General features: G+C 60.4%; 20 protein-coding genes and 1 pseudogene. 13 read left to right on the forward strand and 8 right to left on the reverse strand.

Annotated elements, in window-relative coordinates; all coding sequences use genetic code 11:
* Positions 1-123, forward strand: a pseudogene (locus tag GSQ83_RS02460) (DDE-type integrase/transposase/recombinase); the annotation flags it as partial.
* Between the two features lie 282 nt (positions 124-405).
* Here the strand turns inward: GSQ83_RS02460 and GSQ83_RS02465 are convergent.
* From GSQ83_RS02465 to GSQ83_RS02500, 8 genes are all read right to left on the reverse strand, one after another.
* A complete protein-coding gene (locus GSQ83_RS02465) occupies positions 406-867 on the reverse strand; it encodes a PaaI family thioesterase (protein ID WP_158801151.1) in 462 nt (153 codons plus the stop codon).
* Between the two features lie 14 nt (positions 868-881).
* Positions 882-1,715, reverse strand: a complete 834-nt coding sequence (locus GSQ83_RS02470; protein WP_158801153.1) for an enoyl-CoA hydratase/isomerase family protein — start codon at positions 1,713-1,715, stop codon at positions 882-884.
* Between the two features lie 40 nt (positions 1,716-1,755).
* Positions 1,756-2,805, reverse strand: coding sequence for a cyclase family protein (locus GSQ83_RS02475; protein WP_158801155.1), 1,050 nt, complete (start codon positions 2,803-2,805; stop codon positions 1,756-1,758).
* Positions 2,802-3,572, reverse strand: coding sequence for an enoyl-CoA hydratase/isomerase family protein (locus GSQ83_RS02480; RefSeq protein ID WP_254065458.1), 771 nt, complete (start codon positions 3,570-3,572; stop codon positions 2,802-2,804). The genes GSQ83_RS02475 and GSQ83_RS02480 overlap by 4 nt, the downstream gene beginning before the upstream one ends.
* A gap of 12 nt (positions 3,573-3,584) precedes the next feature.
* Positions 3,585-4,877 carry a TRAP transporter large permease gene (locus tag GSQ83_RS02485; protein ID WP_158801156.1) on the reverse strand — a complete coding sequence of 431 codons (1,293 nt, stop codon included), beginning with the start codon at positions 4,875-4,877 and terminating at the stop codon, positions 3,585-3,587.
* A gap of 5 nt (positions 4,878-4,882) precedes the next feature.
* Positions 4,883-5,368, reverse strand: coding sequence for a TRAP transporter small permease (locus tag GSQ83_RS02490; protein WP_158801158.1), 486 nt, complete (start codon positions 5,366-5,368; stop codon positions 4,883-4,885).
* Positions 5,365-6,363 (reverse strand): TRAP transporter substrate-binding protein DctP, encoded by a 999-nt coding sequence (dctP, locus tag GSQ83_RS02495; RefSeq protein WP_158801160.1) that lies wholly within the window; start codon positions 6,361-6,363, stop codon positions 5,365-5,367. Before dctP ends, GSQ83_RS02490 begins: the two co-directional genes overlap by 4 nt.
* 109 nt (positions 6,364-6,472) lie before the next feature.
* Complete coding sequence (locus GSQ83_RS02500) at positions 6,473-7,516, reverse strand: LacI family DNA-binding transcriptional regulator (protein WP_158801162.1); 1,044 nt, start codon at positions 7,514-7,516, stop codon at positions 6,473-6,475.
* Positions 7,517-7,651: 135 nt separating this feature from the next.
* On the opposite strand from GSQ83_RS02500, the gene GSQ83_RS02505 reads away from it, so the two are divergent.
* The 12 genes from GSQ83_RS02505 (at position 7,652) to GSQ83_RS02560 (ending at position 18,637) form a co-directional block, all read left to right on the forward strand.
* Positions 7,652-9,778 carry an acetate--CoA ligase family protein gene (locus GSQ83_RS02505; protein ID WP_254065463.1) on the forward strand — a complete coding sequence of 709 codons (2,127 nt, stop codon included), beginning with the start codon at positions 7,652-7,654 and terminating at the stop codon, positions 9,776-9,778.
* 32 nt (positions 9,779-9,810) lie between these two features.
* Positions 9,811-10,236: a nuclear transport factor 2 family protein gene (locus tag GSQ83_RS02510; RefSeq protein ID WP_158801166.1), complete on the forward strand. Its 426-nt coding sequence runs from the start codon at positions 9,811-9,813 to the stop codon at positions 10,234-10,236.
* A gap of 243 nt (positions 10,237-10,479) precedes the next feature.
* Positions 10,480-11,727: a hypothetical protein gene (locus GSQ83_RS02515; RefSeq protein WP_158801167.1), complete on the forward strand. Its 1,248-nt coding sequence runs from the start codon at positions 10,480-10,482 to the stop codon at positions 11,725-11,727.
* A gap of 32 nt (positions 11,728-11,759) precedes the next feature.
* Complete coding sequence (locus tag GSQ83_RS02520) at positions 11,760-12,026, forward strand: hypothetical protein (protein ID WP_158801168.1); 267 nt, start codon at positions 11,760-11,762, stop codon at positions 12,024-12,026.
* Positions 12,027-12,039: 13 nt separating this feature from the next.
* Positions 12,040-12,291, forward strand: coding sequence for a hypothetical protein (locus GSQ83_RS02525; RefSeq protein ID WP_158801170.1), 252 nt, complete (start codon positions 12,040-12,042; stop codon positions 12,289-12,291).
* Positions 12,204-12,575 (forward strand): substrate-binding domain-containing protein, encoded by a 372-nt coding sequence (locus GSQ83_RS31030; RefSeq protein WP_371417934.1) that lies wholly within the window; start codon positions 12,204-12,206, stop codon positions 12,573-12,575. The genes GSQ83_RS02525 and GSQ83_RS31030 overlap by 88 nt, the downstream gene beginning before the upstream one ends.
* Positions 12,556-12,987: a nuclear transport factor 2 family protein gene (locus tag GSQ83_RS02535; protein WP_158801179.1), complete on the forward strand. Its 432-nt coding sequence runs from the start codon at positions 12,556-12,558 to the stop codon at positions 12,985-12,987. Before GSQ83_RS31030 ends, GSQ83_RS02535 begins: the two co-directional genes overlap by 20 nt.
* 71 nt (positions 12,988-13,058) lie before the next feature.
* Positions 13,059-14,396, forward strand: coding sequence for a sugar ABC transporter substrate-binding protein (locus tag GSQ83_RS02540; RefSeq protein ID WP_216849876.1), 1,338 nt, complete (start codon positions 13,059-13,061; stop codon positions 14,394-14,396).
* 70 nt (positions 14,397-14,466) lie between these two features.
* Complete coding sequence (locus GSQ83_RS02545) at positions 14,467-15,315, forward strand: carbohydrate ABC transporter permease (protein WP_158801181.1); 849 nt, start codon at positions 14,467-14,469, stop codon at positions 15,313-15,315.
* Positions 15,312-16,133, forward strand: a complete 822-nt coding sequence (locus tag GSQ83_RS02550; protein WP_158801183.1) for a carbohydrate ABC transporter permease — start codon at positions 15,312-15,314, stop codon at positions 16,131-16,133. Before GSQ83_RS02545 ends, GSQ83_RS02550 begins: the two co-directional genes overlap by 4 nt.
* 36 nt (positions 16,134-16,169) lie before the next feature.
* Positions 16,170-17,729 (forward strand): ABC transporter substrate-binding protein, encoded by a 1,560-nt coding sequence (locus tag GSQ83_RS02555; RefSeq protein ID WP_158801184.1) that lies wholly within the window; start codon positions 16,170-16,172, stop codon positions 17,727-17,729.
* A 29-nt stretch (positions 17,730-17,758) separates the two neighbouring features.
* Positions 17,759-18,637: an SMP-30/gluconolactonase/LRE family protein gene (locus tag GSQ83_RS02560; RefSeq protein WP_158801186.1), complete on the forward strand. Its 879-nt coding sequence runs from the start codon at positions 17,759-17,761 to the stop codon at positions 18,635-18,637.
* Positions 18,638-18,944 lie beyond the last annotated feature (307 nt).

Genomic DNA, 18,944 nt, shown 5'->3' on the forward strand with positions numbered 1-18,944 from the left:
CAACGCGAGCTTCTGCCTGATGTCGAGCACCGGCAAAGCCGCTACCTGAACAATCGCGCCGAGAATTCGCATCGCGCGACCCGGCGCCGCGAACGGCAAATGCAGCGCTTCAAATCGCCGCGGTAGGCTCAGCGGTTCCTCTCGGCTCACGCCTTCATCTACGGCCACTTTCGACCACGACGCCATCTGCTGACGGCACGCAGCTATCGGATGATGCGTTCCTTGACTTTCGAGGTTTGGCAGGAGGAGACCTATGCGCGGAATGCGGCATGATCGGCTTTCAGTCCGCTTCGTTCAGACGCGTCCTCTTCCAATTAATGTGACAATGCCGGCTTTATGGTGTCGGCAATAAGCGTGTCCGAGCCGACCATCCAGCTGCCCGCTACCGCCGCTGAACCACAAGAGTTACTCGCGACTCTCTCGTGCTGCTTCGTCCCCAGTCTTGCTCCGAAGCCTCTTGTGCGTGCTTGAGCCAAAAGCGATCAGCTGATCGTTCTCGTCGCGAATTTCCGTGGAGGCGAAGTAGATGCTCCGTCCCTCGCTGACTATCTTCGCCTCCACCAAGACTTGTCCGGATTTCGCGGGCCGTGCGAAGCGTCCGTTCAGGTCGAGGGTGATGGAAAAACGCGCCGGCTCATCGTCCCCCGCCCAGCTTCCGGCGAGGCCGCCAGCGTGATCCATTAGAGCGAGGATTACGCCGCCATGAAGGGCACCGCCGCGATTGAGATGATGTGGTCCGATGGCGCAGGCGACACGGCAGAGGCCCGCGCTTCGCTCAAGAATCACGACGCCAAGATAATCTGCGAAGGGAGATCGAATTTCCCGGGGGTCTTCGGCTATCTCGCTGCCGCCGGCTTGCGTTTCCATGACAACGAGGTCTTTCAGCGAAGCTGCCAAACCGGCTTGCGCTTTTCAGCGAAGGCGCGCGCGCCCTCTTCACCATCATCGGTTTCGGCGATCTCCTGGTCCAGGTGGCGCGCATAGGTCGAAAGCGAAGGCGGGAAGGCGGCCGTCATGCGATACATCCGCACTACGCCCTGCGCTGCCAACGGCGAGCCTGCACAGACCATTTCCGCGAGCTGCAGTGCCGAGTCGAGAACCTGCTCCTTGGGCACAACCCGGTTGACGATGGCCCATTGCAGACACTCCTGCGCCGTTAAGCGGCCATTGCAGAGGCTGAGATAGGCCGCCGCCGTACGCGGCATGGCATTGTACATCTCGTGCGGGGAACCGAGGCGGCCGACAACGGTATGTTGGTCACCCAGCCAGGCATCGTCGGCCATCACCCGAAGCTGGCACTGAAGCGCCATGTTTAGGCCGACACCGACCGCGAGGCCATTGATGGCGGCGACCAGCGGCTTCTCGAGATTGACGTCCTGCGGCTGCCCGCCGCCGCCCCAATGGAAATCAGGGCTGTTCGGATCCTCGTGCGGCGTCCGAGTTCCCGCGGCGCGATGCTGCGCCAGGAATTTTATATCACGCCCGGCACAGAAGGCCTGGCCGGTTCCGGTTAGGATGCCGACATAGATGTCGGGATCGCGGCCAATGTCCTGCCAGCAAGCTCGCAGCTCGCGATAGGCGTAGGTATGGAGCGCGTTGCGCACTTCGGGACGGTTGATCGTCACGATCGCGACGTGGTTTTTCTTTTCGTAGCGAATAAAGGTGAGATCCTTGGGCGCACTGGCGGGATTGTAGGGTGATTCTGGCTTGGGCATGGGTTCGTCGTTTCTTTCTGTGAACGTCTCGAATAGCGTGTCAGACAGTGGCGATCGGCGTAGTGGGCGATCCAGTAGCGCCTGGAAGGCGCAGCGGTGGTGCTGTCAGCATGAAACGGGTGCGACCCGCCTGCCGAAGCCATTGAGCGAGAGGCGTCAGGTGCCAGAGCTCACCGAGATGAATGCCGAGCTTGAAGAGGCAGTGCTCATGCAAGGGCGCGGCGGCACAACATCCCAGGTGTTCGACCGCCGGAAAGCTCTCGACGGCAAAATTATCCGCGATCAGGACCGAAAGGCCGGATTCCGTGATCCATTGCAGCAGACGAGGATCGCGCCCATCCAGTACGGCGCAGCGATTATGGGCGAGCTCCGCATCGACATGTCCGTAGTTGCGCAGCAGCAGATCGGCGTATCCGGTATGTAGGCAAACCATGTCGCCACTTTCAACGACAACGTCATCGGCATCTATCGCGCGCATCAGCGCGTCATAGTCGATGACTGTCCGGGCTTCTCCTGCCTGGCGGTGCAGGTCGATCATGACACCGCGCCCCTGCACAGTTTGCACCGCCATGCTCTCTATGCCGAGCGCATGAGCGCAGCAGGTGGACCGCGCCTCGAATCGGCCGAAAGAGCCAGCATCCGCGGGATCGCTGGGACCGGCAATGTCCGTGCCTGCCCGGTAGCCGTTGTAATACCGCCCCTCCCGCAGGCCGTCGCCATCCGCGTCGAACATGAAACCGACATGGGAGAAGGCGTCCCAGTGGGTGGAATATTGGGTATGCAACAATGCGGCATCGTCGCAGATCAGGTCAGTCGCGTCCGGATTGTCATAGGACACGCGATAATTCATCCGCACACGGCCATTGCGCAAGGTCGGCCGCAGGACGGGAGGAAAGCGGCTCGGGCTGAGAATATTGCCGCCGGGGTGGTCCAGCGGCAGGCTGAGACAGAAGGTGATGCCTTCGCGAATCTCGGATGCTGCCGACCGCACGCGTTCCGCTGTGATAAGATTGAGGCGGCCGAGCTGGTCATCCGGGCCGAAATCGCCCCAGTTCGAGCCTTCGGGCCGTCGGGTCCACCGTGCGCTCATGACTTTTTCCCTACACGCTTCTCCAGGAACGCCCGCCTCGCCGCAGCTGCCGCCGGGGAGCGGCTCAACTCGCTGGTGTATACCTGCTCGACGCGAAATCCGTCCCGCAGACTCATCGTTTCCACCGAGGCGAAGGAGCCGCGGACTCGACGCACGGCTTCGGCGCTCTTCGCCGCGATGGAGCTAGCGACGGCGAGGGCGGCGGGCAGTAGTTCACTTTCGGGCAGGCAGGCCTCCACGGCCCCAAGGCGATAGAGCTCCGCGGCTGGAACGCGCTCACCTGTCAGCACCATGCGCCGGATTTTCGGCGGCGGCAGGATGCGCTGCAAAAAGCTGGCGCCGCCGCCCTGGCCGACATCGATTTCCGGCATGGCAAAGACGGCGCCCTCTGCCGCGAAAATCATGTCGCAGCAGGCGGCGAGGACGCATCCCGCCCCAAGGGCAGCACCCTGCACGGCTGCGATAACTGGTTTACTGCTCTCGATTATGGCGAAGAAGACATCCCGGGTCAGGCGATTGGCACGCAGGTAATCGCTTTCCGTGCCGGCTTCCGCGGCCTTCTCCTTGATGTCCGCACCGGCGCAGAAAACGTGACCTTCGGCCGTGAGCAGGATGGCATTCACGTCACCGTTGGCCTCGAGCCTGTCGAATACCCGGAGCAGAGATTCCCGCATCTCACGCCCAAGAGCATTTACCGGCGGGCGATCGAGGGTGATCATTGCAACATACGGGGCCGGGGTGCTGACTTGGACGTTTGGTTCGCTCACGGCGTCCTCCTGTTATTGACCTGGCCCGAAGGCCCAGTTGGGCAGAGTAAGAACCAGCGGGGGAAATAGGATGAGCAGAGCGAGTACGCCGAGTTCGGCTGCAAGCAGCGGAAGGACCGCGCGGGTATAATCCGTGATCTTCACGTCAAGCACGCCACATGTGATGAACATCAAAGTCCCGACCGGCGGATGCACAGCGCCAAGGCTGACGTTGAGGGACATCAGCACACCGAGATGGACGGGGCTGATCCCGACTTGCTGCGCGATCGGCACCAAAATGGGTGTCAGCAGGATGAGGGCTGCGATGCTTTCCAGAACCATGCCGATGAGCAACAGCAGGAGGTTCATGATGACCAGCATCAAGAGCGGATTGGTCGTGATCGAGGAGAGCAGCGCACCCGCACGATCCGCTATCTGCTCAAGCGTCATGTAGTAGCCGAGCGCGCTGGCGGCGCTGATGATCATCAGGATGGTTGCCGTCGCCAGCGCTGCCTCTGTCACCACGGCCCAGAGCTGGGAAAACTTCAACTCTTGATAAATGAACAACCCGACGAAGAGGGAATAGACCGCGACGACGCCCCCCGCCTCGGTTGGTGTGAAAATGCCGTAGCGCAGACCGAAGATGACGATGAACGGCACAGTCAAGGCCCAGGCGGCCTGGCGCAAAGCGGTCAGGATTTCCAGCGGCGAGGCCATACGCGCGCGCGTTGGCTTGAGGCCATATTTCTTGGAGAGGAAACGCGTGACAGTCATCAACGCCAGCATCATGGTGAAACCAGGCACGATGCCTGCCATGAAGAGGCGCCCGACGGAGACATTGGCGAGATAGCCGTACAGAACAAAACCAAGGCCCGGCGGCATCATGGGGGTGATGACGGCTGAGGTGGCTACAATCGCAGCTGCGAAGGCGCGGGGATAGCCTCGGCGCACCATCTGCGTTCCCAGCATCTTGGACTGCATCGCGGCATCGGCATTGCCCGAGCCGGACTCGAAGCCCATCAATGTCGCGAGTAGAACGTTGGTCTGGGCGAGCGCGCCGGACATGTGTCCGACCAGGGTCTCAGCCAGATTGAGCAGGCGTGTTGTGATGCCGGCATTGTTCATGACGACGCCGGCGAAGGTGAACATCGGAATGGCGATGAGCGGAAAGGACTGCGAGAAAGCGGCGAGACGCTGGGGAAAGATATCGATGGGCAGCCCTTGCTGGCCGATAAAATACAACAAGGCGCCGGCCCCAATCGCCACCATGACCGGCAGGTTCAGGAACAGCAGAACGATAAAGAGTAGGAGCGGCCAGGCATCCATCCGCGTCAGGCGAGCCGGGGCCGGCGAAGGATTTGCTGAAGGCTCCGCACCGCCATGAACAGAAAGCCGAGTGTGGGGCCGGCATACCCGACACTCAGTGGAATCCCCAACATGCTGGTATGTGCCGAATTGCTGATGATCGCCTGTTGCAGGCTGAGCCAGCAAAGATAGCCGCAGTACAGGGTTACAAAGGACGCGGCTAGAACTTCCAAACCCAGGCGTAGCCGAGTTGGAAGGAGCGACGTCACGAGATCGACGCTGACATGCTTGCGACGTCTCTGCACTTCGGCCGCGCCGACGAAAACGGTCCAGGCGAAGGCCATGCTCGAGACCTCTTCCACCCAGGTCGCCGGCTGCTTCGTGACGTAGCGCGATAACACGCCCCAGACGATAGCCGCTATCAGAACGACGAAACTCATATTGGCGATGACGAGCTCGATAGAGAGGCCGAAGCGTTCCTCAGCTTTCGGATCGCCCCCCAGCAGCTTCATTTCGCGAGCAGTGCATCCACGGTTGCTTTTAGATTCGGTGCAAATCCGGGATAATGATCATAGATCGGGCGCGTCGCACGGCGGAAGGCATCGCGATCAACGTTGTCGATGATCGTGACACCAGCGCTACGGAACTTCGGCAAGATCGCCTGTTCCTGCTGACGTTTCAGCTGGGTCATCAACGCCGCGGCCCGCGCGGCTTCCGCCAATACTATTTTCTGCAGATCCGGCGGTAGCGACTGATAGGAGACCTCGCTCATTGTCACAGGGTCCCAGCCGACCATATGCGCTGTTAGAATGGCATATTTCGCCTGTTCGTAGAATTTGGAGGCCCAAATTGTCGGCAATGGCGCTTCGAGAAGATCAAGCGTGCCCTGGGCTAACCCAGTGTAGACTTCGGCAAAGCCCGTGGTTATCGGTCGGGCGCCCAAGGCGTTGACCATCTCCACATACATCGGCGCGTTCCCGACGCGGAAGTTCAGTCCCTTCAGATCCGCCAGCGTATGGATTGGCTTCTTCGACAGCATCTGGCGTGTCCCGAAATAATTGTTCCAGGAAATCACGCGAATACCTTTGGCCGAAAGTTCTTCCTCCAGCCCCTTCAACCAGGGCGTGCCGAGAAATTTCAGGAAGTCATCCGGCTCTTTCAGGAGATAGGGTGCCTGCAAGACCGCGACATCAGGCACATATTGACCGAGGAACAGATCATCCGTGAGTTGGATGACGGCGGCGCCCTGACGCACCATCTCGCTCACATCGGCCTGCGTTCCCAGCTCATCCGCCGGGAAAACCGTGACTTCGATGCGGCCGTCGGAAGCCTTTTTCAGATTCTGCGCGAGCGATACCATCGCCGTCTGCACGGCGTCAGTAGGGGCGAGCGGGTGATCCAAACGAAACCGAAAGGTCTTCGCAGATGCCACCCGACTCAGAGCCAGAGGCAGCGTTCCGACGCCCAGGCAAATAGCGAGGCGACACCGCGCGCTGATCTTCTTCATCGGCCTCCCCTTCAGGGTCTTTGCCCTCTTCCAGAGAGACAGTATGATTCCTGTTGAAACATTTCAAGAGCCTTTCGCGCCGGTCCGGTGAAGCGGTATTGTGATGTCGTCATCGAGACGGCTTGCGTGTCACCTTCCGCACCGAGCCGCGAAGCGTGATCTCGGCACGCAGCTCCAAATGCTGCACCGGCGAATGCTCACCATGCATGCGGCGCAGCAGCAATTCCCAGGCCTCCCGTGCGATACCGTGTACGGGTTGGCGGATTACGGAAAGCTGGGGCGAGGTCAGCTCCGCCCAATCCGGCTCCTCGAAAGCCAGGAGGGAGATTCTGCCTGGGTAGTCCTTTCCCATCGTCTGAAGCACACGCAGAGTCCGCGATGCAACGACGCTGTTGCTGACGATGACGGCGATCGGATCACGCGGCTCCTCCAACATCTGCGTCAGCCGCTGCGCATAGGCCGCCGGGTCATCACCCACCTCCATGACGAACACATCGACCTGCGGAACGGCCGCCGCCGCGCGCTCATGCAGCGCCGCTATTCTCTGCCGCGATATGCTCAGCTTACGGGCTTCGACAATGAAGAGGATACGGTAATGGCCGAGGCCGATCAGCTGACTGACGGCTTCGGTCATGATGCGATGATTGTCGAAGGTGACCTCGTCGAAGCGGCCGTCGCCGCTCGGACGATCAATCAGCACCGCCGGCGTACCGGAGGCCGCGATCAGCTCCAATGTCGCGCTCGGGTCGACGGTTGGCACCAGCAACAGGCCCGCGACACGATGGCGCAGCAGTTCACGCACGCGTCGCAGTTCGACCTCCGGATCGCGTCTGGTGAGCACCTGCATCAGCTGGTAGCCCCGCACGGCCGCGATTTCCTCGAAGCTGTCGATGAGCGCCGCAAGATAGGCACTGGCGACATGCGGCACGGAGAGACCAACCACCGGCGAGCGTTGGCGGCGCTGCGCATGGGCGAGCATATTGTGCTCGTAGCCGAGAGCCTGGACGGCGGCCTCGACCTTCGCACGCAAGGCGGTGCTCACCTTCGTCGTGCCATTCAGCACGTGCGAGACGGAACCGAGAGAGACTCCTGCCGTCCTGGCTACGTCGGTAATTGTCGGTCGCTTCACTATCCGCATTGTCACTGAACTCATAAGGCCTGCCGTTCGCGGCTCCAAGAAAAACGCCGAAAGCCTCGGTCCTTATATTGAAACATTTCAAGGAAGGCGACATAGTTCCGCTCAGGTGCCCTCAGAGGTGCCAGGCCGAGGAGCGACGACTTGGACAAGATGCGTGATGACGAGTCCCTGGGCGGCGCTTTTGCCGATGTCGCCTCGTTGCTTTCGCCGCGTGTTGTCGCGGTGATCGGGGCATCCGATCAGCCCGGCAATGTCGGAGGCGCGGCGCTCCGCTTCTTCCTCAAATTCGCCTCGCCCTGCACCCTTTATCCGATCAACCCCAACCGGGAGACCGTCGCCGGCCTGCCATGCCATCGGAGCCTCGCCACACTACCCAGGGTGCCGGATCTCGCCATCCTTGCCGTGCCGGCACCCGCGGTTCCTGGCGTGATGCGCGACTGTGTGGCGGCGGGGATCAAAGCCGGCATTGTCTGGGCGGGGGGGTTCGAGGGCACTGACGCAGGACGCGAGCGTCAGGCCGAACTCGCTCGTCTCTGCCGGGAAACCGGCTTCGCGCTATTGGGGCCGAACTGCCTTGGCGTCATCGACAGCCATGCGCCGGTCACCGCCAGCTTCGCCTCCATGATGCTGGGCTTCGACCATCTTCTGCCCGGCAATATTTCCATGGTCAGCCAGAGCGGCGGCTTGGCGACGATTGCACAGGCCCTGTCACAGCAGAATGGCTACGGCTTCCGCTATATGGTGAGCACGGGGAACGAGGCCGTTCTCGGTGTCTCCGATTTTACCGCGGCCTTTGCTGAAGATCCCAAGACCAAGGTGATCCTGATCTATCTCGAAGGGATCCGTGATGGCGCCAAGTTCCGCCGCGCGCTACAGGCGGCGCGCGTGGCCGGAAAGCCGGTCATCGTACTAAAGGCAGGTGCCACAGCCGCTAGCGCGATCGCTGCCGCAGCCCATACGGGCGCTCTGGCCGGCGAGGGGCGTGTCTGGCAGGCCATCCTGCTGGAGGGCGGCGCTATCCAGGTAGAATCGCTTGAAGAGCTGCTCGACCTCGCCTTTCACCTCAGCGGCGCGGATGTCGCCAAGCGAGCCACAAGCACGGGTGTCGCCGCCATCACCTTCGGCGGTGGAAGTGGCGTACTTTCGGCCGATCAATGCGACCGCGCGGGCCTCGGGGTGCCGGCGCTCGCGGCGGAGACGCGCGCTAAACTCGCGCATCTCGTACCACCCATCGCGTCCACACGGAATCCCATTGACCTCACGCCGCAAGCCTATCTCGATTCACAATGGCTGCCGCATTTTCCGAAAGCCTTGGATGTCATAGCGGATGATCCGAGTGTCGGGACGGTGCTGTTCCAGCTTGGTCCCATGTCCGCCGGCGACTTCGAGATGGCGGAGATGGTTGCGGCCTTTCGCGAGCGCTGTCCCAAGCCGGTGCTGGTTGCTTGGCCACTCGCCATCGAAGCAGCGCGGCAGAGTTTGCGGGCCAATGGGGTTCATGTTTTCCCCGAGTATTCCCGCGCGGTCCGCACCCTTGGACGTCTTGCCATCTACCAGGAGCCGGCAGGAGTTGCGGAATTGGCGATGTCACGCGCAGATTTCGACTGGGCGGCTCAGGTGCCGCTCGCGGCTGACGGTTTGGTCGTTTCGGAAGCTCAATGCCACGCGATCCTGAGGGATGCGGGCCTGCCGGTAGCGGCGGGACGCCTTGCCACCTCGGAGGAGATGGCGCTGCAGACGGCAACGGACGTTGGATTTCCTGTCGCGCTGAAGGGGATCTCCGGCGCGGTCACGCATCGCGCGGCCGCCGGGCTGCTCGCTCTGTCGTTGAAATCGGATGGCGACGTGAAGGAGGCCTGGCAGAGTCTCAATGCCCGGGCCAAGGCTTTGCAGGTAGCGCTCGATGGCCTGTACGTCCAGCATATGGTGACGGAGGGCGTCGAGCTGCTGGTCTCCGCATTTCGCGATCCGGAGTTCGGCGTCATGCTGTCGCTTGGCGCGGGCGGCACCATGACGGAGCTTATCGACGACGCCGTGATACTTCCGGCGCCGCTCGACGCGGCCGCTGCGGCGCGTGGCCTCGATCGTTTGCGTATCGTGCGGCGCGCTGGCGGGTTAGCGGGCGATGAGAGCGCCCTGACGAGTTTCGTGGTGCGTTTTGCCGCGCTTGCCGCGAGCGCGCCTTGGCAGCGCTTCGTGCTGGAAATCAACCCCATCAAATGGTCCGGCGAGCGGGTCACCGCGATCGATGGACTCCTCATCGTGGAGCAGGTTTGAGGCCGATGACGCTTCAGCCGGGGAAGAAGCACATGACCCGGCTCTCGATCAAAGATAGGCTGGCGATCAGTGATCTTTTCGTCCGCTATACGACCGCTCTCGATGGGGGTGATGTCGAGGCTGTCGTTGCATGCTTTTCGGAAGACGGTTGGCTGGACAGCCCGATTGTGGGGCGCCATCAGGGCCGGGAGGAGCTGCGGCAATTTGCCGAAAAAACCGCCGCGGCCGTCCGGCAAGGCGCTCGCTTTCGCCACATGATCACGAATCTACGTGTCGCTGCGCAGGATGATCGCATAAGGGCACGCTGTTATCTTCTGGATATCGTTACAATCAATGGTGAGACTCAGATTCTTTCGCCGGGAGAGTATGACTGTGAGGTCGTAAGACGCGGCAAGGCGTGGCTCTTCGCCAGCCGCCTGGTCCAAATGGACCGGGTCTTCTTGATGCCGTTCTCCTAACGAGTTCCCAATAGCCGCGATGGCGCGAAAGTTGCTTGAAATGATTCAAAGACCGCCATACTGTTCGTTGCTGCAAAATGGGCGAAGACCCAGAGGAAGTGAGCTGTGCGCGGCGAAGTTGCGATGCAAAGGTTCAAGTGGATTGCAACCTCATCAGCGCGGCTAAGCGAGGCAGGTGATGGCGGAACCCAGATTCGCGGTGGCACGTGATAGTTGGCGTTTTCGGGCCGAACGCGCCAGGCGTTGCTGACGATTGAAGTTGGTGGAGAAGCACCAGAGGGCGGGGAAGGCTCTACATTCGAAGCCTGCTTGAACCTGACAAGAAAGCGAAGCAGGTCGCCAACCAAAAACAACGGAGGAAATGCCATGCCGATGTCTAGCGCTGGACGACGCTTCCTGCTGTGTGCCGCCGCACTTGGCCTCGGCATGCTCGCCGGAAACGTCCGTGCTCAAGAGTTGAAGGACGTGCAAGCAGCCAAAACGCCGCTCGCGCTTGAACAGGAGGGCAGTTTCTACGTCGGCGGTCACGCGGCCCATGTTGCCATAACCGGGTGGGACGAGCTGGGTCCCGACTTCGGCCGTATGTTCGGGATGCCTGGCGATACGACGATCGGCCAGATGTATGTGCAGTTTCAGAAGCCTGTCGGATGGCAGAAGAACGTGCCTATCGTTTTCCTCCATGGGTGCTGTCTGAGTTCGAAAACCTGGGAGACGACTCCCGATGGGCGCATGGGATGGTATGAGTATTTTGCGAGGATGGGTTTCCCGACCTATCTCGCGGAACAGTCAGGACGTGCACGTTCAGGCTTCGATCCAAGCGGCTTCAATGAGGTCCGAGCGGGCGAGTTGACGCCCGACAAACAGAAACGGGTCCTAATCCCCACTTACCAGTTCGCCTGGTCCATTTTTCGGTTTGGCCCCAAATATGGGAGCCCCTGGCCGGATGAGCAGTTTCCGATCGAGCAGGTCGATCAGCTCTACAAGCAAATGATCCCCGACCTCATCCTGACAGAAGTGCCCAGCCTCGGTAAGGAATTCAGCTCGCCCACTACGGATAATCCCACGGTGCAAAATATAGCGGAGCTGGCGAAGGACCTCGGCGGCGCGATCCTTGTCGGCCATTCCCAATCGAGCGGAATGCCCACTCAGGCTGTGTTGAAGGGGATGCCCGGGATTAAAGGAATTATTCAGCTCGAAACGGGCTGTTTTACCAATCTGACCCCGCCAGAAGTTTCGCAACTGGCTAAAGTCCCGATGCTCGTCATGGTTGCAGACCATTGGGGCACGCCACAGCCGCCGCCCGAATGCAATGCGGAAATGGCGCGGATCAATAAGGCTGGAGGTGATATGACCTTCATCTCGCTCCCCGCGATCGGCATCCACGGCAACAGCCATATGTTCATGCAGGACAAAAACAATCTGCAGGTCGCGGATGTTATAATAAAGTGGATTGACCAGCACGTGGAACACAAAACGGCCCAGGCAAATTAAAAGCGTCCATTAAGGAGCAAGGGAGAAGACTTATGCAATCAAAACTGATGCCCTTCGTGGCTGCCGCCGTCCTGTCCGCCTCACTAATGGCCGGGGTTGCGCCAGCATCCGCAGCGGACGCCATGGTCGATGGACCTGCAGGCAAGCTGCCGCTCAATGACGGAGCCGGAATCGTCGGTTGCGATATCTACAACGGCGGCGTGTCACGCTGGGCACAGCACGATATTCCCAATCTTACTGCCTGCCTCAAGGCCTATGCGCCCAAGGTAAAGTTGATCACCTCTGGATCCCAGAGGTGATGCCGCGACCCAGATGAGCCAGGTGCAGTCGATGCTCGTTCTAGGTGTCAACGTGCTGCTGCTAGACCCGGTGGCACCTACACCGAACAACATCGTCGCCGCCGCCAAGCGCGCGGACGTGCCCGTCATCGACTACCTCAATCCTCCCGTTGGTATGGAGCCGGCGACATATCGGCAATGGTGGGGGACGGGCCGGTGCCGATTGGCGTCGCTCAAGGTAAATGGGTTGAAACGACGCAACCCGCTGGCGCCGAAATCGCACTGATCAATGGCGACTTGGCAACGAATTACGCCGTTCTGATGCAGAAGGGCCAAAAAAGCGTGCTGCAAACGGATTTCGACAGCGGGAAATTCAAGTTGGTCGCCGACAAGGGCGCCGTGAATTGGGATCCGTCCGACGCCCAGAAACAAGCGGCCGCGGTCTTATCGCCAACCCAAACATTAAGGCGTTCATCGTCGGCAATGTTCGCCGGACGAATCACAGGGAGTGTACTGCGATGCACAACAGCGCATCAGGGTCGCATTTGCTATGACGGACGATCACAATGATGTCCTGGTCTGGCTTGTTGACCGGGAGGCCATACGCGACCTGCTCGGGCGCTATTGCGTCTGTATGGATGGCGGCGACTTTGCGGAAATGGCTGCCCTCTTTACTGAAGACGGAACATGGAGTGGGGTGAGCGGTCGCGGGGCAATCGCCGCGAAAGTTGCCGCGATCGTGCCGACACCAGAGGAAGGACCGCGCCGTATCCATTTTCTCTCAAACGCATCCATTACGGTCAACGGAGTACAGGCGACTTCGGTCTCGAACTGGGTGGTCATCCGCCAATCCGAGACGGGCGCTACCGTCGGCGCGGCAGGCAGTTATCTCGACGACCTCGTCAAGCAGGATGGCCGGTGGTTGTTTCGCTGCCGCCGGATAACCGAGGAGATTCCCGGCGATCTGAGTCTCAAACGCTAACCGGACCTAGTCGTCCGGACTGAATCTTCGGCTGGACCGGCAAGAGTTTAGCGGCAAACATGGAGGACGTGATGAAGAAGTGCCTGATCTCAATGGCGCTCTGTCTCAGCTTCGCAAGCGCACCCGCCTGGGCCAAGACGACTGTGACCTTGGCCTTTGTCAACAACCCGGATATGGTTCTGCTCAAGGAACTCAGTCCCGTTTTCATGGCGGAGAATCCGGACATCAACCTGCAGTTCCAGGTTCTTCCGGAGAACATTCTGCTAAACTCTATCACACAAGACGCCGCCGTTGGTGGTGGACGCTACGACATCGTCAATGCGGGAACTTACGAGGTGCAAGGATCCTGGGCCGCCAACAAATGGCTGTCACCCCTCAACCCGCTCTTCGCGGCGATGCCCGCCAAGGCGCAACAGGATTACGACCTCAATGATATCATCAAAACGGTGCGCGACGCGCTCACCGTCGATGGCCAGTTGTATGCGCTGCCGGTTTACGGCGAAAGCTCCTTCACGATGTATCGCCAGGACCTCTTCGCCAAAGCGCACCTTACAATGCCGGAACGCCCGACCTGGGACCAAATCCGGACGTTTGCATGCAAGTTGAATGATCCGTCTCACGGCGTCTACGGGATCTCCATGAAGGGCGTCTCCGATTACAGCCAGCTCGCGCCCTTCATCACGCTCATGCACTCCTTCGGCGCCAAGTGGTTCAACATGAACTGGGAGCCTCAGATAACGAGCCCCGCCTTCGAGAGGGCCTTCAACTTCTACATCGATCTGCTGAAGGATTGTGGTGAACCGGGCGCGAGTTCCGTAGGCTTCAATGAGGGCCTGACACTGGTGTCGCAGGGCAAGGTCGCCATCTGGGTCGATGCGACAGCGGGCGCCAATGTGCTGCAGGATCCGACGGTTTCCAAGGTCGTCGACAAAATCGGCTACGCTCTCGCGCCGACCGAAGGTTCAATTAACGGTAGCGCCTGGCTCTGGGCGTCGGGCCTGGGTATCGTCGCGGGCTCGAAGCACCAGTCGGAGGCATTTCGCTTTATTACCTGGGCTACATCGAAGGAGTATATTCAGCTCGTCGCGAAACGGTTCGGAGCGGTCCGCACTCCGCCTGGCACGCGCTATTCCACGTATCAGAACCCCGCTTATCTGAAGGCCGCGCCATTTGCAGCGCTCACTCTCAAGGCGATTGAGGGGGCTGATATGATGCACCCGGCCAAGAACCCGGTTCCCTATACCGGCACGGCGCATGTCAATATTCCGGAATATGCAAGCTGGGCCTCCGATTTCGCGCAGAACTTCTCGGCAGTCGTGGCAGGAACGCTGACAGCGGATCAGGCTCTGAAGCGCTCCCAGGCCACGACCGAGCAAGTTATGAAGGATGCTGGCTATATCAAGAACTAGCCAACCCTTGACCTACTTGAACAAGCTCGATTCGCGGCCGGCCAGAGGGCGCCGGTCCGTGGGGCGCTGGATGACGTGGCCTGCGACGGCCTACCTCATACTGATGACCCAGGCGCCCTTTGTCGTGACGCTCTACCTGAGCGCCCACAAATGGAACTTGCTCTACCCAAGGCGCGGCCTCCGCTTCGTCGGATTCGCAAACTACAGGACGTTGCTGGCGGATCCCATCTTCCGCATGGCTATCGCGAACACGGCCGTCTTTACGCTAGTGGCCGTGCTAGCGACGTCCGTCCTGGGATTCGGCTTGGCTCTTCTGCTCGACCGGATGAGGGCAGGGAAGGGCATCGCCTACGCCTTGCTGCTGGCGCCCTTCCTTGTCATGGAGACAGTCAGTGCGGTCGTCTGGAAAAATATGATTTTCCATCCGATTTATGGATTGCTGAACTGGGCGGCGCATCTCGTGGGTCTCGGCCCCTACGATATCGTGGGCACGCATCCGGCTGCTGCGATCCTTATCGTCGTCATCTGGCAATGGATGCCATTCATGATGCTGATCCTGTTGGCGGGGCTGCAGTCGCTGCCGCTTCCGCTGCGGGAGGCGGCGGCACTGGATGGCGCAAGGCCGGAGGCCATGCTGCGCTACATCATCGTGCCGCATCTAAAACCCTTCTTCGCCGTCGGCATGCTCCTAGAGACGATCCTGCTGTTGCCGATGTTCGGTCCAATCTACGTGATGACCTATGGCGGCCCTGCCTACACGACGCAGAATCTGACCTTTGAAGTCTTTCGGCTTTTGTCTCAGCAATACGAAGTTGGCAGCGCCGCGGCTGGCGGCGTACTGACCGCCATTATCACCATCGCCGTCACGACTTTCCTGTTGCGCTACATGAGGCCGGCGATAGAAAGGCGAGGCGGATGAGACAACGTGCTTCAGTCACTGTGCTCGTCAGCATCGTCACGTTCGCGATCGCCCTGCTGATGTTATTTCCGATCCTCTGGACCTTTCTGACCGGCCTCAAGTCGGAGACTGACGCGCTGTCGATTCCCCCGGTCTTCTGGTTCGTTCCCTCGCTCGACAAATATATCTACGCTTTCCAGCAGGGCGAGTTCCTCTCGTTTTTCTACAACACTGTTGTCATCGTCGGCTGCGCGATCGCTGGGTCCTTCGCGCTGGGCCTGCCGGCGGCCTATGTGCTCGCCTTCTTTCCTGGGCGGCGCGCGGACAGCATGCTGTTCTTCGCACTCTCGACACGCTTCATGCCTGGTGTCGCCGTCATAGTGCCGATTTCGATCGTCTACTCGCGCCTGCATCTGATCGACACGCGTCTCGGCCTCATCCTGATGCATATCACTCTTGGCATCCCGATGGTCATGTGGCTGATGCGCCGATATTTCTCCGAGATTCCAAAGGAAATTATTGAATCCGTCATGCTGGAAGGCGCGTCCCACGCGCGGATCTTCTGGCGGATTGTGCTGCCGCTGTCGATCCCCGGCCTGGTGACGACGGGATTTCTCGTCATGATCATGGCCTGGAACGAGTTCTTTTTCGCCGTCAATCTGGCTGGCCGTTCGGCGGCGACTCTGCCGGTCTTCATGGCGTCCTTCCTCACGACTGAAGGACAAACCTGGGCGCAGATGTCGGCTGCCGCGACCCTGGCAATCCTGCCGATCTTCGTCGCCGGCCTGATTGCATCGAGAGGCCTCGTCAGCGGCCTGACGAACGGTGCGAGCCACTGATGACAGCGGCGCCGCGTTTCGATCAAGGAGAATAGTATGGCCAAGCAGGGTGACGCGCCAATCCTGGTTCCGGTCGGAGCAATCGGACAGAAGTTGGACAATGACGATCCCGACTACGTCTTCGCGCCCGACCTTTATATGTCTCTGGCGCTTGCCTACGACTCGCTGGCGGCGCCGCAGGTCAGCCTGGGCTCGGACGGTATCCTCCAGCCGAGCTACGAGACAATGCAGCCCCGCCTTGCGGTTGGTTGGGAGGAACAACCGAACGGCGACTGGATCGTGCGATTGCGGCCGGGCGTGAGCAGTCATGCTTGCAACGAGCTTTCCGCCGAGAACATCGCGTGGGTCTATGACAAGATCGACGCGCAAGGGGTTATGGCGGCGTGGCGCTGGCGACAGGTAGTGGGCGTGGAGCGGGTGGAGGCGATCGACCACCACACGCTACGCTACTATCTACGCAATCCCTACCCAACCTTTCCGAACTGGCTGCTGTCGGTGTCGCCAAACATGGTCGATTCCACGGCTATCCGCGCCAATTCAACCGCAGAGGATCCGTGGGGCATTGCGTGGCTGAACAAGCACGTTGCCGGCTTTGGGGCCTATGGACTGACCGAGATGGATGCGGAGCATCTCTCCTTCGAGCCGCGCATAGGGCATTGGACGTCGCCCCCCGATGCGCCGCTTGAGGTGCGCAAGGTAGCAACCAGATCTGAGGCGTTAGGTCTGCTTGACGAGGCGCGGCCAGTCGTGCTTGCCGGGCTGACACCGGATGAGACGGTGCGGCTTTTGCCGCGAGACGATTTGACCCTGATGCGCACCTGGGCGGGGCATATTTCCGTCGAGATAGATTTTACGCTCGCGCCCTTCGACGATATCCGGGTGCGACATGCTTTGGCCTTTGCTACGCCCACGGCGGAGATCATCGCAGACGGGCTATTGGGGCAAGGGCGTGCGTGGCGCAGCCCGGTCAAGAGCATCAGCCAGTGGTATTCTGAAGACGCGTGGCACTATGACTTCGACATCGCTCGGGCTCGCGCGCTGCTGAAGGAAGCCGGCCACGGCAACGGCCTGCGGAGCGACTTCTACGTAGCTTCTCGGCCGGACAGCTTGCGCATGGCGGAAATCATCGTGGCGGCATGGCGCCAAGCAGGAATTGAACTGGTCCTGCGCGACTTGGCCGAGGCGCCACCAGGCTGGCTGCCGCCATTGTTCCTGCGCACGGAATGCGGCCACAACCTATCTGAACCGATCTACGACATCGCCCATGACTATGCAGCGATGAACCCAATCTTCCCGCTGCCTGGCGGGCCGCCGCATGTCGGCAATTGGGCGCCGCGCTGGAAGAAGAATGACGCCGCTACCGAGAGCTTCGGCGCGCTCTTATGCGAATGCGACCGAAACGAGAAACGACGCCGCTTTTCGGAGTTGCAGAACTGGCTGACCGACTTCGGATCATCAGTCTTCATTGCGGAAGGTCACCAGTCGATCGTCGGCAACCGTCACGTTCCGAAGAAGCTGCTGTCCCCGCAGGATCGTTTCTTCCAGGCGCTCAACCACCAGAATTGCACCACAGGATATCTGCCATCGACGCCCTGAGCCTCGAACATCTATACGAGAGACTGATCATGAGAAAGCCGATGCAGGTTCTGGTGGAGGGGCTCGGACATCCGGAGGGGCCCTGCCTTCTGCAGGACGGGCGGGTTGCATTCGCCAACAGTTTTCGAGGCGAGATCGGGTTCTGGGACCCTAAAGGCGGGTCCGGAACCTACGCGGTAACGGGCGGCGGACCCAACGCTTGCGTTCTCGGATCAGACGGCAATCTCTACTGTACGAACATGCCAACGGTTGGCGAGTGGACGGCGTCAGATCCGCGGCCCCCCGCGATCCAACGGGTTTCTCCTGATGGCAAAGTCGAGATCGTCGCGACCACCGCTGACGGGAAGGAGCTGAATGCGCCCAATGACCTTGTCTTTGGCCCGGACGGGCGGCTTTACTTTACGGACTCGGGCCACTGGGATCCCGTTGCGAGACCTCATCGCGGCTATGTATGCATGATCGAACCGGATGGCAGTTCGCATATTCTCGAGGAACTCGATCCGGTCTATCCCAATGGCATTGTCGTTGAGCCGGATGGCGCGCTCGTTTGGGTAGAAAGTTACGCAAGGCGTCTCGTGCGAAGATCCTCTACGGGTCAGACGGAGCTCCTTCGGGTGTTGGACGAGGGACATGTTCCCGACGGCCTTAAAATCGATGTCGACGGAAATTTCTGGATTACCTCGTTTAGCTCGGGGGGCGTCGACGTCGTGGCCCGCGACGGCTCCTACATCGACTTTCTCGAAACTGGTGGTGTGCCGACCAACTGCGTCTTCTCTGGCGACCGACTGTACGTGACCGAACTCGGTCCAAAGGACCTCCAAGATCCAATGCCCATGAAAGGTCGCCTCGTCCGGATCGAGGTGGGAGTTTTTGGCATGCCCCTCTATTACGGCAGTATCCGCCGCTAGTCCTGGAGAAGGGTCAATCGACGGCGTCCGGCCTGATTGTCAACACGCGAGAATTGAGAGCGTTTTTGACGGAGGTACGAGAGGAGTGACCCTACGGTCTTCGTCGATCCATTAGCAGCGAGCGCGACGGCTGGTGTCTGCTGCGCAATTAGCCCGGGTGGACTGACGGCGCCTCAGGTCATAACTCAACGGCCTCGCAACTAGCCGGCGGCTTATACCAAGGCCCGTTGATCGCAACCGCTATGCCCAGTCCCGAGAACCGATTGAGATGATCGTCCACGGCTGATCGGCGAGCTTATTCCAGGCG

This window comes from Acidisoma sp. L85 (assembly GCF_009765865.1).
Taxonomy (GTDB): Bacteria; Pseudomonadota; Alphaproteobacteria; order Acetobacterales; family Acetobacteraceae; genus Acidisoma.

Excerpts from the sequence above, each read along its gene's own strand:
- GSQ83_RS02465 (WP_158801151.1), bottom strand. The coding sequence starts at position 867 with ATGGAAACGCAAGCCGGCGGCAGCGAGATAGCCGAAGACCCCCGGGAA.
- GSQ83_RS02470 (WP_158801153.1), bottom strand. The coding sequence starts at position 1,715 with ATGCCCAAGCCAGAATCACCCTACAATCCCGCCAGTGCGCCCAAGGAT.
- GSQ83_RS02475 (WP_158801155.1), bottom strand. The coding sequence starts at position 2,805 with ATGAGCGCACGGTGGACCCGACGGCCCGAAGGCTCGAACTGGGGCGAT.
- GSQ83_RS02485 (WP_158801156.1), bottom strand. The coding sequence starts at position 4,877 with ATGGATGCCTGGCCGCTCCTACTCTTTATCGTTCTGCTGTTCCTGAAC.
- GSQ83_RS02490 (WP_158801158.1), bottom strand. The coding sequence starts at position 5,368 with ATGAAGCTGCTGGGGGGCGATCCGAAAGCTGAGGAACGCTTCGGCCTC.
- dctP (WP_158801160.1), bottom strand. The coding sequence starts at position 6,363 with ATGAAGAAGATCAGCGCGCGGTGTCGCCTCGCTATTTGCCTGGGCGTC.
- GSQ83_RS02500 (WP_158801162.1), bottom strand. The coding sequence starts at position 7,516 with ATGAGTTCAGTGACAATGCGGATAGTGAAGCGACCGACAATTACCGAC.
- GSQ83_RS02505 (WP_254065463.1), top strand. The coding sequence starts at position 7,652 with ATGCGTGATGACGAGTCCCTGGGCGGCGCTTTTGCCGATGTCGCCTCG.
- GSQ83_RS02510 (WP_158801166.1), top strand. The coding sequence starts at position 9,811 with ATGACCCGGCTCTCGATCAAAGATAGGCTGGCGATCAGTGATCTTTTC.
- GSQ83_RS02520 (WP_158801168.1), top strand. The coding sequence starts at position 11,760 with ATGCAATCAAAACTGATGCCCTTCGTGGCTGCCGCCGTCCTGTCCGCC.
- GSQ83_RS02525 (WP_158801170.1), top strand. The coding sequence starts at position 12,040 with ATGAGCCAGGTGCAGTCGATGCTCGTTCTAGGTGTCAACGTGCTGCTG.
- GSQ83_RS31030 (WP_371417934.1), top strand. The coding sequence starts at position 12,204 with ATGGTGGGGGACGGGCCGGTGCCGATTGGCGTCGCTCAAGGTAAATGG.
- GSQ83_RS02535 (WP_158801179.1), top strand. The coding sequence starts at position 12,556 with ATGACGGACGATCACAATGATGTCCTGGTCTGGCTTGTTGACCGGGAG.
- GSQ83_RS02540 (WP_216849876.1), top strand. The coding sequence starts at position 13,059 with ATGAAGAAGTGCCTGATCTCAATGGCGCTCTGTCTCAGCTTCGCAAGC.
- GSQ83_RS02545 (WP_158801181.1), top strand. The coding sequence starts at position 14,467 with ATGACGTGGCCTGCGACGGCCTACCTCATACTGATGACCCAGGCGCCC.
- GSQ83_RS02550 (WP_158801183.1), top strand. The coding sequence starts at position 15,312 with ATGAGACAACGTGCTTCAGTCACTGTGCTCGTCAGCATCGTCACGTTC.
- GSQ83_RS02555 (WP_158801184.1), top strand. The coding sequence starts at position 16,170 with ATGGCCAAGCAGGGTGACGCGCCAATCCTGGTTCCGGTCGGAGCAATC.
- GSQ83_RS02560 (WP_158801186.1), top strand. The coding sequence starts at position 17,759 with ATGAGAAAGCCGATGCAGGTTCTGGTGGAGGGGCTCGGACATCCGGAG.